The organism is Micromonospora sp. NPDC005203 (assembly GCF_042872705.1).
GTDB lineage: Bacteria > Actinomycetota > Actinomycetes > Mycobacteriales > Micromonosporaceae > Micromonospora.
In genome coordinates, this window is sequence record NZ_JBIAKV010000017.1 from 1,291 (window position 1) to 16,163 (window position 14,873).

The 14,873-nt window shown below is 70.6% G+C and carries 13 protein-coding genes; 7 read left to right on the top strand and 6 right to left on the bottom strand.

The window, feature by feature from the left end:
- Positions 1-884: hypothetical protein (locus ACFYPM_RS28090; protein WP_387203052.1), on the bottom strand; the 884-nt coding region annotated here is incomplete at its 3' end.
- Positions 885-1,505: 621 nt separating this feature from the next.
- On the opposite strand from ACFYPM_RS28090, the gene ACFYPM_RS28095 reads away from it, so the two are divergent.
- Positions 1,506-3,323, top strand: a complete 1,818-nt coding sequence (locus ACFYPM_RS28095; protein WP_387203055.1) for a glycoside hydrolase family 6 protein — start codon at positions 1,506-1,508, stop codon at positions 3,321-3,323.
- Between the two features lie 118 nt (positions 3,324-3,441).
- Here ACFYPM_RS28095 and ACFYPM_RS28100 read toward each other — a convergent pair whose 3' ends face one another.
- From ACFYPM_RS28100 to ACFYPM_RS28120, 5 genes are all read right to left on the bottom strand, one after another.
- Positions 3,442-3,828, bottom strand: a complete 387-nt coding sequence (locus ACFYPM_RS28100) for a hypothetical protein (protein ID WP_357246242.1) — start codon at positions 3,826-3,828, stop codon at positions 3,442-3,444.
- Positions 3,829-4,024: 196 nt separating this feature from the next.
- Positions 4,025-4,333: a hypothetical protein gene (locus tag ACFYPM_RS28105; RefSeq protein WP_387203058.1), complete on the bottom strand. Its 309-nt coding sequence runs from the start codon at positions 4,331-4,333 to the stop codon at positions 4,025-4,027.
- A gap of 17 nt (positions 4,334-4,350) precedes the next feature.
- Positions 4,351-6,009 carry a sodium:solute symporter family protein gene (locus ACFYPM_RS28110; RefSeq protein WP_387203061.1) on the bottom strand — a complete coding sequence of 553 codons (1,659 nt, stop codon included), beginning with the start codon at positions 6,007-6,009 and terminating at the stop codon, positions 4,351-4,353.
- A gap of 217 nt (positions 6,010-6,226) precedes the next feature.
- Entirely contained in the window at positions 6,227-7,123 is an 897-nt protein-coding gene (locus ACFYPM_RS28115; RefSeq protein WP_387203064.1) for a hypothetical protein, read from the bottom strand.
- Positions 7,124-7,134: 11 nt separating this feature from the next.
- Complete coding sequence (locus tag ACFYPM_RS28120; protein WP_387203067.1) at positions 7,135-7,728, bottom strand: hypothetical protein; 594 nt, start codon at positions 7,726-7,728, stop codon at positions 7,135-7,137.
- A gap of 375 nt (positions 7,729-8,103) precedes the next feature.
- Here ACFYPM_RS28120 and ACFYPM_RS28125 point away from each other — a divergent pair, with 375 nt between their 5' ends.
- The 6 genes from ACFYPM_RS28125 to ACFYPM_RS28150 all read left to right on the top strand — a co-directional run bounded on the left by ACFYPM_RS28125 (position 8,104) and on the right by ACFYPM_RS28150 (position 14,861).
- On the top strand, positions 8,104-10,437 hold the full coding sequence (locus ACFYPM_RS28125) for a nitrate- and nitrite sensing domain-containing protein (protein WP_387203070.1): 2,334 nt from the start codon (positions 8,104-8,106) through the stop codon (positions 10,435-10,437).
- A complete protein-coding gene (locus ACFYPM_RS28130; protein WP_357246228.1) occupies positions 10,437-10,859 on the top strand; it encodes a roadblock/LC7 domain-containing protein in 423 nt (140 codons plus the stop codon). The genes ACFYPM_RS28125 and ACFYPM_RS28130 overlap by 1 nt, the downstream gene beginning before the upstream one ends.
- A complete protein-coding gene (locus ACFYPM_RS28135) occupies positions 10,849-11,238 on the top strand; it encodes a DUF742 domain-containing protein (RefSeq protein ID WP_387203074.1) in 390 nt (129 codons plus the stop codon). The genes ACFYPM_RS28130 and ACFYPM_RS28135 overlap by 11 nt, the downstream gene beginning before the upstream one ends.
- Positions 11,219-11,821, top strand: a complete 603-nt coding sequence (locus tag ACFYPM_RS28140; RefSeq protein ID WP_387203077.1) for an ATP/GTP-binding protein — start codon at positions 11,219-11,221, stop codon at positions 11,819-11,821. Before ACFYPM_RS28135 ends, ACFYPM_RS28140 begins: the two co-directional genes overlap by 20 nt.
- An 87-nt stretch (positions 11,822-11,908) precedes the next feature.
- Positions 11,909-12,946 (top strand): lactonase family protein, encoded by a 1,038-nt coding sequence (locus ACFYPM_RS28145; protein ID WP_387203080.1) that lies wholly within the window; start codon positions 11,909-11,911, stop codon positions 12,944-12,946.
- A gap of 157 nt (positions 12,947-13,103) precedes the next feature.
- Complete coding sequence (locus ACFYPM_RS28150; RefSeq protein ID WP_387203083.1) at positions 13,104-14,861, top strand: substrate-binding domain-containing protein; 1,758 nt, start codon at positions 13,104-13,106, stop codon at positions 14,859-14,861.
- The last annotated feature ends 12 nt before the right edge of the window (positions 14,862-14,873 follow it).

A 14,873-nucleotide genomic window follows, 5' to 3' on the forward strand; every position in this document is an offset into this window, starting at 1 on the left:
CTCTTGTCGGAGCTGTACTCGTCCTCGTCCTTGGAGTCCCAGCTCTTGTCGGAGCTGTACTCGTCCTCGTCCTTGGAGTCCCAGCTCTTGTCGGAGCTGTACTCGTCCTCGTCCTTGGAGTCCCAGCTCTTGTCGGAGCCGTGCTCGTCCTTGGACTCCCAGTCCTTGTCGGAGCTGTGCTCGTCCTTGGAGTCGTAGCTCTTGTCGGAGCCGTGCTCGTCCTTGGACTCCCAGTCCTTCTTGTCTTCGTCCTTGGAGCTCCAGTCCTTCTCCTCGCGGCTGTCGTCCGCGTCCTGGCCGTGCTCCTCGCCCTTCCAGTCCTTGCTGCCCTCGTCCTCGTAGGCGTCGGCGGCAGCGCCGCCACCCTGGCCGCCGGGCTGCGACTTGTCCTTGTCGTCCTTGCCCTTGTCGTCCTTGCCGTTCTCGTCCTTGCCCTCGTGGTCCTTGCCGTTCTCGTCCTTGCCGTTCTCGTCCTTGCCCTCGTGGTCCTTGCCGTTCTCGTCCTTGCCGTTCTCGTCCTTGCCCTTGTCGTCCTTGCCGTTCTCGTCCTTGCCCTCGTCGTCCTTGCCGTTCTCGTGGTCGTAGGAGTCCTCCTCCTCGCCCCACTCGCGGTCCTCGCCCCGGTCTTCCTTGGCCGGCTCGAGCTTGACCTTGCCGGTGACCTTGGACCACACGAACGCGTGCTCCTGCCGATCCGGGCAGATCTCGAGGAGCTTGATCTCTTCGCCGGCCTTGACGACGTGCGGCTTGGCGTAGACCTTGCCGTCCTGGTCCCTGCCGTCGTCGTGGCCGTTGGCGTAGGCGATCCCCGGTGCGAACACCAGGAGCGACGCGCCGCCGAGCGCGGCGCCCGCAACGACCTTCCCGAGCATCTTCTTAGCCATGACCTGCGTCACTCCATCCCTGTTGTCCTGAGCCCGGCGACAACCGAGCTAAGACCGACGTTAGACCGTTTCATGACTTATGAAGTGAAAGATTCGCGTTTTGACCTTTGGTCCGGCAAGGGGTGAAGGGGTGCTACGCGGCTTTCGGGATGCGTCGCGTCATCTCCGGCACCGCGCCGCCTTGCGGGCGGTCCACGGCGTTCGGTATCCGTCGTGCCGGACCCAATCCGGCCATCCAGTAGCGCCGGCGGCGTCTCGGACGTGCCGCTCGGGCGAACTCGGGGGTATCGTCCGAAACGGCTCCGCAGGCGAGCCCCGCCGGCCCGCGACGCATCGAGCCATTGCCATGGAAGCGCTCCCATGCAAGAATCGGCACACGCGGTTCGGGGAGCCACGCCGCGCAGGCAGGCAGTCGAGGGCACCCGGTTCGCCGGGGCGACATCCCGCCGCCAATCGACCGGCCACCGTGCCGGTCATGCACCACCACCACCACCATCGCCCGTCCGGGTCGGGCGTCCCCGAAAAATCCCGTTGGCGCCGGCGGCCGTCCGTGCAGGACGCCCACCGGGCCGTCCCGCCGGGCCGTACGTGGGCCCGGTCTCGCCCAAGGAGATCAGTGGCATGAATATGTGGAGAAGGCTGTCCGGCCAACGCCGGGCGCTCGCGCTCGCCGGCGCGGGTGCCCTGGTCGCCGGTGGGTTGGTAACGATTCCGGTTACGGCGGCGCAGGCCGCGACGCAGTGCGAGATCGGCTACACGACGAACGACTGGTCCGGCGGCTTCACCGCGAGCATCACCATCAAGAACCTCGGTGACCCGGTCAACGGCTGGACGCTGGGTTGGACCTTCCCCAACTCCAGCCAGCGGGTGCAGCAGGGTTGGTCGGCCACGTTCAGTCAGTCCGGCAGCCAGGTGACCGCCCGGAGCATGTCCTACAACGGCACCCTGGCCGCCGGCGCTTCGGCGAACATCGGCTTCAACGGCGCCTGGAGCGGCAGCAACCCGAAGCCGACCTCGTTCACCCTCAACGGCGTGGTCTGCAACGGCGGTGTCACCCCGACCTCCGCGCCGCCGACCAGCGTGCCGCCGACGTCCACGCCGCCGACCAGCGCACCGCCCACCAGCGCACCGCCCACCAGCGCGCCGCCGACCAGCGCGCCCCCGACCAGCACGCCGCCGGGGCAGAAGGTGGACAACCCGTACGTCGGGGTGCCGGGTTACGTGAACCCGGAGTGGAAGGCCAAGGCGGACGCCGAGCCGGGCGGAAGCCGGGTCTCCAACAACCCCACCGCCGTCTGGCTGGACCGGATCGCCGCGATCAACGGCACCCCGGACAGCAGCTCCAACGGTGCCTTCGGCGTGCGTGACCACCTGGACGAGGCGCTGCGCCAGGGCGCTGGCTACATCCAGTTCGTCATCTACAACCTGCCCGGCCGGGACTGCTCCGCGCTCTCCTCCAACGGTGAGCTGGGCCCGGAGGAGCTGCCCAAGTACAAGGCCGAGTACATCGACCCGATCGCCGCGATCCAGGGTGAGTCGAAGTACCGCAACCTGCGGATCATCAACATCATCGAGATCGACTCGCTGCCGAACATCGTGACGAACACTTCCGGTCAGCCCGGCGGCACGGTCATGTGCGACACGGTCAAGGCCAATGGCGCGTACGTCAACGGTGTCGGCTACGCGCTGGCCAAGCTGGGTTCCCTCGGCAACGTCTACAACTACATCGACGCCGGCCACCACGGCTGGCTCGGCTGGGACTCCAACTTTGTCCCGACCTCCAACATCCTGAAGACCGCCGCGGTCGCCTCGGGCAGCACTGTCAACAACGTGCACGGGTTCATCACCAACACCGCGAACTACTCGGCGCTGCAGGAGCCGAACTTCAAGGTCACCGACAACGTCAACGGTCAGACGGTGCGGCAGTCCAAGTGGGTCGACTGGAACTTCTACGTCGACGAGCTGTCGTTCGCCCAGGCGTTCCGCAACCAGCTGGTCTCGGTCGGCTTCAACTCGAACATCGGCATGCTGATCGACACGTCCCGCAACGGTTGGGGCGGCTCCGCGCGGCCCACCGGGCCGGGCCCGATGACCAGCGTGGACGCCTACGTCAACGGTGGTCGCATCGACCGCCGGGCCCACCTCGGCAACTGGTGCAACCAGGCTGGCGCCGGTCTCGGTGAGCGGCCCCGGGCGAACCCGGCGGCGGGCATCGACGCGTACGTCTGGGTGAAGCCGCCGGGTGAGTCGGACGGCTCCAGCAAGGAGATCCCGAACAACGAGGGCAAGGGCTTCGACCGGATGTGCGACCCGACGTACGGCGGTAACGCCCGCAACGGCAACAACCCGTCCGGGGCACTGGGCGACGCACCGATCTCCGGTGCGTGGTTCTCCGCGCAGTTCCAGGAGCTCATGCGCAACGCGTACCCGGCGCTCTGACCGGATCGCGACCGAAACCACCCGCCGCCGGCAGTAGGTGAGGCACTGCCGGCGGCAGGTCCCCCGGGTCCCCGGCCCGACCGTCAAGGTCGGGTCGGGGACCCCCCTTCGTGTCCGATCAGGGCACGGTGCGCTCGATGGCCGCCCTACCCTGCTCAGCCAGATCGCGTCGGGCCTTGTCCAGGTTCTCCGGGGTGAGGTCCTGCCCGCGGGCCATCACCAGGTCCTCCGGCTCCCAGGGCTGCTCCGCGCCGGTGCGGATGTTGTCGCCGCCAGCCCCGGTGCCCGTCCCGGTCGCCCCGGTGCCGGCGCCGTACGGGTCGCCGATCAGCTCGTCGGTGTCCGGTGCGAGGTCGTCCGGCCGGCTGCGAGGCTCGGCGAACCCGGGAGTGTCCCGGTCGGGGCCGCCGCCGGTCCGAAACTGCGGGACGGTGGCGTCGTCGTCCACCGCCGAGGCGACCTCCGGGCTGTCCTCCAACGGCGGTTGCCGATCGCGATCGGTCATGGTGGTGCCTCCTGTGTCCGACACGTTGCCTGCTGCCCCTGGCGTACCCCCTCGTGCCGGGCTCATGCCGAAGGGTCGGGCTCAGGCCAACGGGTCGGGCTCAGGCCAACGGGTCGGGCTCAGGCCAACGGGTCGGGCTCAGGCCGACGGGTCGGGCTCAGCCCGACGGGTCTCGCTCGGGCCGACGGAGCAGCCGTCAGGTGCTGGGCTGCTTCTCGTTGGCGGCCGGCGGCTCCGCCGGGCGCCGCCACTGCCAGAGCAACATGAGCAGGCCGAAGACGAGCATCACCAACCCGGCCCACAGGTTGATCCGGACACCCTGGGCCTTGTCGATCTCGGCGGCGCTGTCGAAGATGCCGATCAACGTCACGATCACCCCGTACGCCACGAAGAGGCCACCGATCACCCGACGGATGTCGAACAGGCGGGCGGCGGCGGAGCGGCGCTGCTCCTCCTGCGACTCGTCGATCAGCGGGTCCTGTGCCGGCTGGCCGTCGTTGCTCATCTGCCGACTCCCCTTTCCTAGAAGACCGGGATGTAGAAGAGGGCGGCCAGCGCGACCGCGACCAGACCGAGCAGCACCGGCGAGCGGTACCAGACGGCGTCCCCGGCGAGCACGTCACCCTTGAGGTCGACGCCGCCCATGCCGTAGACCAGGCCGCGCAGCTCCTCGTCGCGCTTCGGCGCGGTGAGCGGGGTGATGATCGCGGCGACCACCACCGCCGTGACGAATGCGAGACCGGCGCCCCAGAAGCTCTCTTCCAGGTCGGAGTTGAAGTCGATCACGCCGCCCTTGTAGAGCAGGTAGAGGCTCAGCGACACCAGGGTGCCCAGCAGCAGCGACCAGAAGCCGGCGAGGGCGGTCATCCGCTTCCAGAACATGCCGATGATGAAGGTGGCGAACAGTGGCGCGTTGAAGACGGAGAAGAGCGCCTGGATGTAGTTCATGATGTTGCTGAACCCGGCCGCGATGAACGCCGTGCCGATGCCGACAACCACGGCGGCGACCGTCGCCCACCGACCGACCCGTACGTAGTAGTCGTCCGGCCGGTCCCGACGGATGTACGCCTGCCAGATGTCGTAGGTGAAGACGGTGTTGAAACCGCTCACGTTGGCCGCCATACCGGCCATGAACGAGGCCAGCAGGCCGGTGACCGCGACGCCGAGCACGCCGTTGGGGAGCAGGTCGCGCATCAGCAGCGGGATCGCGTTGTTGTACTGCAGGTCGCCGCTCTCCGCGCCCAGGCCCTTCACCGTCACCAGGGCCACCAGGCCGGGGATGATCGTGACCAGGGGGATGAACAGCTTCGGGTACGCGGCGATGATCGGCGTACGCCGGGCGGCGCTCATGTTCTTCGCGGACAGCGCCCGCTGCACCTCGGCGAAGTTCGTCGTCCAGTAGCCGAAGGACAACACGAAACCCAGGCCGAAGACGATGCCGATCCACTGCGCGCCCAGCGGGTTGGCGGTGCTGCCCGTGTCCTGCCAGGCGTGCAGGCCCGCCTCGCCGAGCTTGGAGTCGCGTACCGCGTCCATCAGGCCGTTCACCCCGCCGACCTTGACCAGGCCGATCACGGTGACCGGGATGAGGCCCGCCAGGATGACGAAGAACTGAAGCACCTCGTTGTAGATCGCGCCGGTCAGACCACCGATGGTGATGTACGCCAGGACGATCGCCGCGCCGACCACGATCGCGGTCCAGAGCGGCCAGCCGAGCAGTGCCTGCATCACCAGGGCCAGCGCGTAGAGGTTCACGCCGGCGATGAGCACCTGGGCCACGGCGAAGCTGAGCGCGTTGAGCAGGTGAGTGGGGCGGTTGAACCGCAGCCGCAGGTACTCGGGCACGCTGCGGACCTTGGAGCCGTAGTAGAAGGGCATCATCACGATGCCGAGGAAGACCATCGCCGGCACCGCGCCGATCCAGTAGTAGTGGACCGTCATGACGCCGTACTGGGCGCCGTTCGCGGCCATACCGATGATCTCCAGCGCGCCCAGGTTCGCCGAGACGAAGGCGAGCCCGGTCACCCAGGCCGGCAGGGACCGGCCGGAGAGGAAGAAGTCGACGCTGGTCCGGATCGCCCGGCGCGCGGCGATGCCGACCCCGAGGACGGTGACGAAGTACAGCGCCAGAATCAGGTAGTCCAGGCCGTTCATGTTGAGCCGAAGACCGTCGCCGTCCATCCCGTCACCCCTCGTCCCGACGTCTGCGCTGGTTGGTGCGCGCGCCCTATTACCCCGTCCGGACGTTTTCACGCCTCGACGCAGGTTGGGTGAGGTTCGGGCGGATTGGGGATGTCGCGCGCCTGCCGACCGGCTCGTCGACGGCGAGGCGTACCCATCGCACAGGGCGAGGGACGCCCCGGCCGACCGGCCGGAGCGCCCCTCGGTGGTGCGTCGTTCAGCGACCCAGTACGCGGTCCAGGAAGTCCCGGTAGTTGCGCACCGCCATCCGCAGTTGCTCGGTGTCGGCCGAGCCGGCGTCCTGCCACCCGCCCAACGTGTTCTTCTGAGCGGCCAGCGCCGACGAGAGAGCCTGGATGGCCTCTTCCACCAGCGACTGCGCCTCGCCGGCGGCCGCGTGCGGATCATCGACGAAACGCAGCTGCACGTCCCGCCAGCGGTCCCGGAAGCCCTGGGCGGTGTCGGTGTCCAGGAGGGTCGCCGGCTCGGCCGCGACGGTCGACCCGGCGGGCCGTGACGTCCCGGCGGCCCCCAACGACGTGCCGTCGCCCTCGGTGTCGACGGGCTCGCCGTCCGCGTCCGGATCGACCATCTCCGGCGCGGCGCTGCCGTAGCCGACGGCCACCGCGTCCGGGTCGGTGCCCGGGGCGGCGTCCCGGCGGTGCAACTCGGCCGTGGGGTCGGCCCGCAGGCCCTCACGCTCGCCGTCCTCGGCGCCGTCGCCCGGCTGGGCCGTCCGCTCGGCCCGGGCGTCCGGCTGATCCTGCGGGTTGGGGCTCGCGAGTGCCGAGGCCGCCACCGCGTCGGCCACCGTGGTGGCGCCGAACGCTGTGGGCAGTGGCCCCGGCTCGTGGAAACCGCCCTCGTCGGTGGAGCGGTCGTCCCGCCGGTGGCGCGGGTCGGTGTCGTCGGCGTGCTCGTCGGGAGCGGTCCACTCGTTCGAGGCGTCCCGCTCGTTCGGGGTGGTCTGGTCGTCAAAGGTGCCCCGGTCGTCCAGGGCGTCCTCGGGGACGTCCGAGCGGCCGGCCCGGTCGCCGCTGGGCGGTACCGGGACGGGCGCGGACCGGACGGCCTCCGGGTGGTCGTTGCTCACCTGCTGCTCTTCCTGGCGCATCGGTAGCCTCCTCAGCGGCTCGTGGAGTCGTGGTCCGGGTGGTTGCGCTGTTCGGGCGTACGGTGGCCGACCGGCTCCTCACCGAGCAGATCGGCGAAGAGTGACCGGTAGTGCACGACCGCCTGCCGCAGCTCCTCGGTGCTGGCCTCGCCCCGGGAGTTGCGCAGGTGGATGTCGTGCGCGTCGCGATAGTTGGTGAGTGTGCGAGCGTGCTCGACGGAGAGATGGGCGATCTGGTCGGAGAAGTCCCCGGTCGGGTAACCCTGCTCCTCGATGAGCCGGGTGACCAGAGTGTCGGCGTCGCCAACCGTTTCGCCGGGTGAGTCGATGAAGCGCACCTGGAGTTCCTCCCAGGCGGCGCTGTAGCGGGCCCGGGACTCCGGGCTGAGCGGGGTGAGCGTGAGCTCGGCGTGCCGGCGTTCCCGGTCGCGCAGTTCGCGCTCGGCGGCGGATCGGCTGTCCTGCTCCTCCACCACCCGGTCGTACTCCGGCCCGAACCGGTCGCGTAGCGCGCGACGGCGTCCGAGCGACCGGACGGCCACGGCCAGCACCGCGACGACCACGAGCACGACGAGCACGATGACGATTACCTGCGTGGGCGACATGGGCTCCTCCTTCGTCACCTGGTATTCCCTCCGCGCACTGTTCGCCAATCCCGATCCGGGGTACTTTCTGGCCGGCTTGGGTCCGGCAGCGGGGAAAGTGCTGTCCAGCGCCGCGGCCCGTCGACCTGTCCAGACCTGACCAGGTCCAGAAAACACGCCTGCCCAGGTCGACCGGGTGCGGATCCGCGGTGGCCCCACCAGACATCTCGGGGCGTCGATGTCGGCGCGACGGGCAGTAGTGCAACGGCCCCCGATTACGTATCCTGCCCAAGGCGCCCGCGCCGGGGTCCGGCGTCACGCCGGGCGCGCAGCCGGCCGACGCGTTGCCCGGCGGTGCCGGCACCCCTCCTGCCACCCCTGTACGGGCGAGGTCTGATGAGAACCCGCGACTGGCCGATCCGCTCGAAGCTGACCGCGTTGGTCGTCGTGCCGGTGACCGCGCTCCTGGCGCTGTGGATCTTCGCGACCACGCTGACCTTCGGTCCCGCCCTGGACCTGCTCTCCGCCCGCACCCTGCTGTACGACCTGGGTCGCCCCGGCGAGGTCGTGGTCACCGAGCTGCAACGGGAGCGCCGACTTTCGGTGGTGCAACTCGCGGGCACCACCCGGCTGCCCGTCCTGGCCGAGCAGCGGGCCCGCACCGACCGGGCCATCGCCGAGCTGCGCCGCCGCGTCGACGGGGAAGCCCTGCGCGACGCCGCGGACGATCCGCTGGAGGCCCGGATCGACCACCTGGTCACCGCCCTGGCGGCGCTGCCGGCCGGCCGGCAGTTCATCGACGACCGCGGTCTGGACCGCAGCGGTGCGATCGGCCTGTACAGCGGCATGGTCTCCGCGGCTTTCCAGGCGTTCTCCGCGATGGCGACCCTCAACGACCCGGACCTCAACCGGCAGGCACTGGCGCTCACCGCGTTGGGCCGCTCCCGGGAGTTGCTCGGCCAGAGCGACGCACTCCTGACCGGCGCGCTGAGCGCCGGACGGTTCGCCGAGGGGGAGCACACCCAACTCGTGCAGGCCATCGGCAACCAACGGTGGCTCACCGAGAGCGCTGTGGCCGACCTACCCGAGGCCGGGCGGGTCGCGTACCAACGATTGACCGAGGGCGAGGCGTTCACCCGGCTGCGCACGATGCAGGACGCGCTGCTCGCGGCCAACCGGTCCGGCCGACCGCCGGTCGACGCGGCGGCCTGGCAGACCAGCCATGACGCGGTGCAGCAGCAGTTGCGCGACTTCGAGCTGGCCGAGGCCGACGGTCTCACCGACCGCTCCGTGCCGATGGCGGTACGCATCCTGGCGCGGCTCGCCGCCGCCGGTGTGCTCGGGCTCGTCGCCGTGGTGGTCTCGGTGCTGGTGGCGCTGCGGCTCGGCCGCACGCTGGTGCATCGCCTCAGCGGCGTCCGCACCGCCGCGCTGGAGTTGGCCGAGCACCGCCTCCCGGACGTGGTGGCCCGGTTGCGCCGAGGCGAGCAGGTCGACGTCGCCCGGGAGGCACCGCCACTGGAGTACGGCCACGACGAGATCGGCGAGGTCGGCCGCGCCTTCACCGAGGTGCAGCGCACCGCCGTCCAGGCGGCCGTGGACGAGGTAGCCCTGCGTCGTGGACTCAACGAGGTCTTCCTCAACATCGCCCGCCGGAGTCAGAGCCTGGTGCACCGTCAGTTGCACCTGCTGGACCGGATGGAGCGCCGCGCCGAGGATCCGGACGAGCTGGCCGAGCTCTTCCAGGTCGACCACCTGGCGACCCGGCTCCGGCGGCACGCCGAGGACCTGGTCATTCTTGCCGGCTCCGCGCCCGGCCGGGGTTGGCGAAACCCGGTCGCGATGGTCGACCTGATCCGCGGCGCGATCTCCGAGGTCGAGGCGTACCACCGGGTGGACATCACCGCCGCGCAGCCCGTCGGCGTGCTGGGCCGGGCGGTCGGCGACGTCATCCACCTGCTCGCCGAGCTGGTCGAGAACGCCACCGCCTTCTCCCCGCCGGACACCCGGGTCACCGTCACCGGGGAACAGGTGGCCAACGGGTACGCCCTGGAGATCACCGACCAGGGGCTGGGCATGTCCGCCGCGGCCCTGGGGACCGCCAACACCCGGCTGGCCAGCTCCCCCGAGTTCGACCCGGCGCAGAGCGCTCGGCTCGGCCTGTTCGTCGTGGCCCGGCTGGCGGCCCGGCACGGCGTACAGGTGCGGTTGCGTCCCTCCGAGCAGGGCGGGGTGAGCGCGGTGGTGCTGATCCCCGCCGACCTGGTCACCGCCGAGCCGCCGGCCGGCCCCGACCCCGCCACGCTTCCCGCCGCGTCGGCCGACCCGGCCCGGCGGCTGGCCCGTACGGCTCGTCGGGGTGCCGTGCCCCGCACCCGCCCACCCACCGCGCCGCGCGCCGACGCCGCACCGTCCGCCCCACCCACCGGCGCACCGACTGCGGCCGGCGGGCCGGGCGACGCGGGGTCGGCGGCGGACGACGAGCTGGACGGTCTGCCCCGCCGGGTGCGACGTCGTACCCCCGCCGCCGGCCAACCCCGGTCGACAGTCACCGAAACCCCGGCGCCCCGGTCTCCCGAGGAGGTGCGCCGGGTGATGGCGGCCCTGCAGGCCGGCACGGCGCGTGGACGCGCCACCGTCACCACCCCGGCAGCGCCAACCGGTCCGGCCACCCCGACCGGCCCGGTGACACCCCCCGAACCCCCGACCGCGACTGAGAGGGACGCCTAGTGCGGCATTCGACGAAGCAGAGCGCCGGCCTGGACTGGTTGCTCGACGAGTTGGTGCAACGGGTGCCGGCGGCCCGGGAGGCGGTGGTGCTGTCCGCCGACGGTCTCCTGCTCGGCTGCTCGGCCGAGTTGGAGCGCTCCGACGCGGAGCATCTGTGTGCGCTCGCCGCGGGCTTCTCCAGCCTGGCGCGGGGCGCCAGCCGGCACGTGGACGGCGGCCCGGTCCGGCAGACGGTGGTGGAGATGGAGTCGGCGTACCTCTTCGTCACCGCCGCCGGGCAGGGCGCGTGCCTGGCGGTGGTGAGCGACGCCGCCGCGGACATCGGTTTGGTCGCGTACGAGATGGCGATGCTTGTCATCCGGGTGGGGGAGAGCCTCGCCGCACCGGCCCGATCGTCGGCGGGAGACGGTGATGCGGGCTGAGCCGCCCGGGCCGCAACACGAGTGGCTGGACGGCGAGGCCGGCCCGGTGGTGCGCCCGTACACCCTCACCAAAGGCCGGGTCCGCTCCGCCGGCGACGGCTTCGACCTGGTCGCGATCGTGCTTGCGGAGTCGGACGTCGACGACGCCGGCCATCCACACCTGCTCCCGGAGCATCGACGGCTGATCGCGTTGGCCCTCCGGCCGGTGTCGGTGGCCGAGTTGGCAGCCGAACTGGACCTCGCGGTCGGTGTGGTCCGGGTACTACTCGGTGATCTCCTGGCCGAGGGCCTGGTCGCGGTGCAGGAGCCGCCGGCCGCCGGAAAACTTCCCGACGACGACATCCTCAAGGCGGTGGTCAGTGGACTCCGTGCGCTATGACCATACGGGCACCAGCGCCACCATCCCGCTGGCACTGAAGATCCTCATCGCGGGCGGCTTCGGAGCTGGCAAGACGACACTGGTCAGTGCCCTGAGCGAGGTGCGCCCGTTGCAGACCGAGGAGGTGTTGACCGGCGCCGGGATCGGCACCGACGACGTCTCCGGAGTGGAGGGCAAGTCGACCACCACGGTGGCGATGGACTTCGGCCGGATCACCATCAACGACGACCTGCAGGTCTACCTGTTCGGCACCCCGGGCCAGGATCGGTTCTGGTTCCTGTGGGACGAGTTGGCCTTCGGCGCGCTCGGCGCGGTCGTGCTCGCCGACACCCGTCGGCTGGCCGACTGTTTCCCGTCCATCGACTACTTCGAGCAGCGTGGCATCCCGTTCGTGGTCGGCGTGAACTGCTTCGACGACTCCCGCAAATTCAACCTGGAGACCGTACGTCGGGCACTCGACCTGGACCCGGACGTGCCGATGGTGCTCTGCGACGCCCGCGACCGGCAGTCCGGAAAGATGGTGTTGATCTCTCTGGTCGAACATGTCGCCCGGCAGCGAGGGGAGCCGGTGCCGACGGCCTGAGATCCGGCCGGCAAAGCCGGTTAACCGGCGGTCGATGCGGGCAGCCTCTGGTTGGATCAGCGGAGGTCGCCGGCGGAGGAGTGGAACGTGAGTGCTCAGGGTGAGGTCGTCCACATCGGGGGTTACACCGCGCAGAGCGGTGGGCGGGGCAGCGGGATCATCGCCGCGCGCCGTGACCCGACGACCGGGGCGCTGACCCCGCTCGGCACGGTGGCGGTCACCCCGTCCCCCTCCTTCCTGGCGCGACACCCCACCGAGCCGGTGCTCTACGCGGTGAACGAGCTGGCGGCCGGGGAGATCAGCGCCTGGCGGGTCGGGCCGGACGGCGCGCTGGATCCGCTGGGCAGCCGGTCGACAGGCGGGGCCGAGCCCTGCCACCTGGCGGTGGTGCCCGACGGCGGCCACCTGGTGGCGGCCAACTACGGCAGCGGCAGCGTGGCGGTCATCGCGCTCGACCCGCAGGGGGTGCCCGGCGAGCGGACCGACCTGGTGGTGCACGAGGGGCACGGCCCCGACCCGGAGCGGCAGGACCACGCGCACGCCCACATGGTCTCGCCGGGGCCGGGCCAGGGGCCACTGCTCGCGGTGGATCTCGGCACTGACTCGGTCTACCGGTACGACCTGGACGCGGCGAGCGGTCGACTGGTGCCCCGTGCGCCCCGCACCCGCACGACGCCGGGCACCGGACCCCGGCACCTGGCCCGCCACCCGGACGGACGGCGTTGCTACGTCGTCGGTGAGCTGGACGCCTCCGTCACCGCGTACGAGCTGACCGACGACGGCGCGTTGCACAAGCGGGGTCGGGTCGAGGTGAGCGAGCGGCCCGGTCACGTGCAGCCCTCGGAGGTCGCGGTCAGCCCGGACGGACGGTTTCTCTACGTCGCCAACCGGGGGGTGGGGACCCTGTCGGCGTTCGCCCTGGCTGGGGAATTGCCGGAATTGGTGGCCGAAGTGGACACCGGTGGTGAGTGGCCCCGGCACTTCGCGCTGATCGGTGAGCACCTCTACGTCGCCGACGAACGGGCCGACATGGTGCGGGTCTTCCGGCGCGACGTCGAGACCGGCGTTCCGGAGGCGATCGGAGAGCCGGTGCCGGTGCCGAGCCCGACGTGTGTGCTGCCGTGAGGGCCGCCACAGGGACGTGCAGCCGGCGCTGATTCGACAACACCTCGGGGCCACTACGTCACGCTCTGTTGCTAAATGGTGATCAACTGTTTCTCCTCCGTAACTTTAGGCCGAACGGATGTGGCAGAGACGGCACCTTGTACGCAAGATGGTCACCGTGTCAGCAGGCCGCCATCGCATGCGTTCGAAACTCCACCTAGCAGCCGCCGCCGCGATGGCGGCGGTACTCGTCGTCACGACCGGCGCGTGGTTCGGCTATCGGGAGTTGATCCAGTCCAACTGCTCGGGAGAGATCCGACTCGCGGTGGCGGTCGCCTCCGAGCTCGCACCCGCGGTGGACGCCGCCGCGTCCCAGTGGGTCCAGGACGGCGCCGCGGTGGGTCCCACCTGCATCAAGGTCGACGTCTCCGCGTCCGACCCGGTCGACGTGGCGGCCGTGGTGGCGGCCAAACACGGTGCGGTCCTCGCCGGTGTGGGGCAGGCCAGCGGCACCGCCGTCAGCCCGGACGTCTGGGTGCCGGACTCCTCGACCTGGCTGTTGCGGTTGAAGAAGGACGCGACCGCGTTCGCGCCGACCAACGGCGCGTCCATCGCGCGCAGCCCCATCGTCGTCGCGATGCCCGAGCCGATCGCCCTCCGGCTGGGCTGGCCGGACAAGAAGTTCAACTGGACCGATCTGCTCAAGCAGATGAACAACACCAGCACACCGCTGCACACCGGGATCGTTGAGCCGACCCGCGACGCGGCCGGCCTGTCCGGCCTGCTCTCGCTGACCGCCGCCGCCAACGGCGCGGGCGAGGACGCCCAGCGCAGCACCGTCGGCGCGCTTCGCGCACTGGCCACCGGTCGATCCTCGCTGCGCAACGACCTGCTGGCCCGGTTCCCGACCTCGAACGACGCGACGACCATCGCGAGCGGTCTCGGCGCGGCGGCGTTGTCCGAAGAGGACGTGATCGCCTTCAACAGCAAGAAGCCACCGGTGCCGCTCGCCGCGCTCTACATGGAGCCGGCGCCGATGCCGCTGGACTACCCGTACGCGGTGCTGCCCGGCATCGAGCCGAGCAAGGCCTCGGCGGCCCGGGTGCTGTTCGAGCTGCTCACCAGCCCCTCCTTCCGTAACCGGCTCGCGGCCCAGTCGCTGCGCTCGCCGGACGGCAACTGGGGTGACGGCTTCACGGCCCCGCAGGGTGCCCCGAGCCCGTCCGGCGGCGCGCCGACCGCGCCGGCGAACGGCGGCACCGCCGCGGGTGGTCTGGACCCGGCCGCGATCCAGCGGGTCGTCTCGAGTTGGTCGATCGCCACCCAGCCCGGCCGGATGCTTGCCGTCATCGACGTCTCCGGCTCGATGAAGGACCCGGTGCCGTCCGCCAACAACCGGAGCCGGGAGGAGGTCACCGTCGACGCGGCCCTTCGCGGACTCGGCCTCTTCGACGACTCCTGGTCGATCGGCCTGTGGACCTTCTCCACCAAGCTGGTCGGCAACCGGGACTACCGGGAGTTGGTCGGCATCGGCCCGCTCTCTGGCCAACGTGCCCAGTTGGAGGGCGCGCTCGGCGGCATCAAACCCTCCGACGGCGACACCGGCCTCTACGACACCATGTTGGCCGCGTACCAGGCGGTGCAGGAAAACTGGCAACCCGGCCGGGTCAACTCGATCGTGCTGTTCACCGACGGCAAGAACGACGACGACAACGGCCTCAACCAGCAGCAGTTGCTCGCCAAGCTCAAGCAGGTCGCCGATCCGGACCGGCCGGTCCAGGTCATCATGATCGGCATCGGCGAGGGCGTCAGCAAGGCCGAGCTCGAGTCGATCACCAAGGTGACCGGTGGCGACGTCTTCGTCACCAAGGATCCGAGTGAGATCGGCAGCATCTTCCTCAGCGCCATCGCGCGTCGCCCGCCGGCACCGCGCTGAGCTGACGCACCG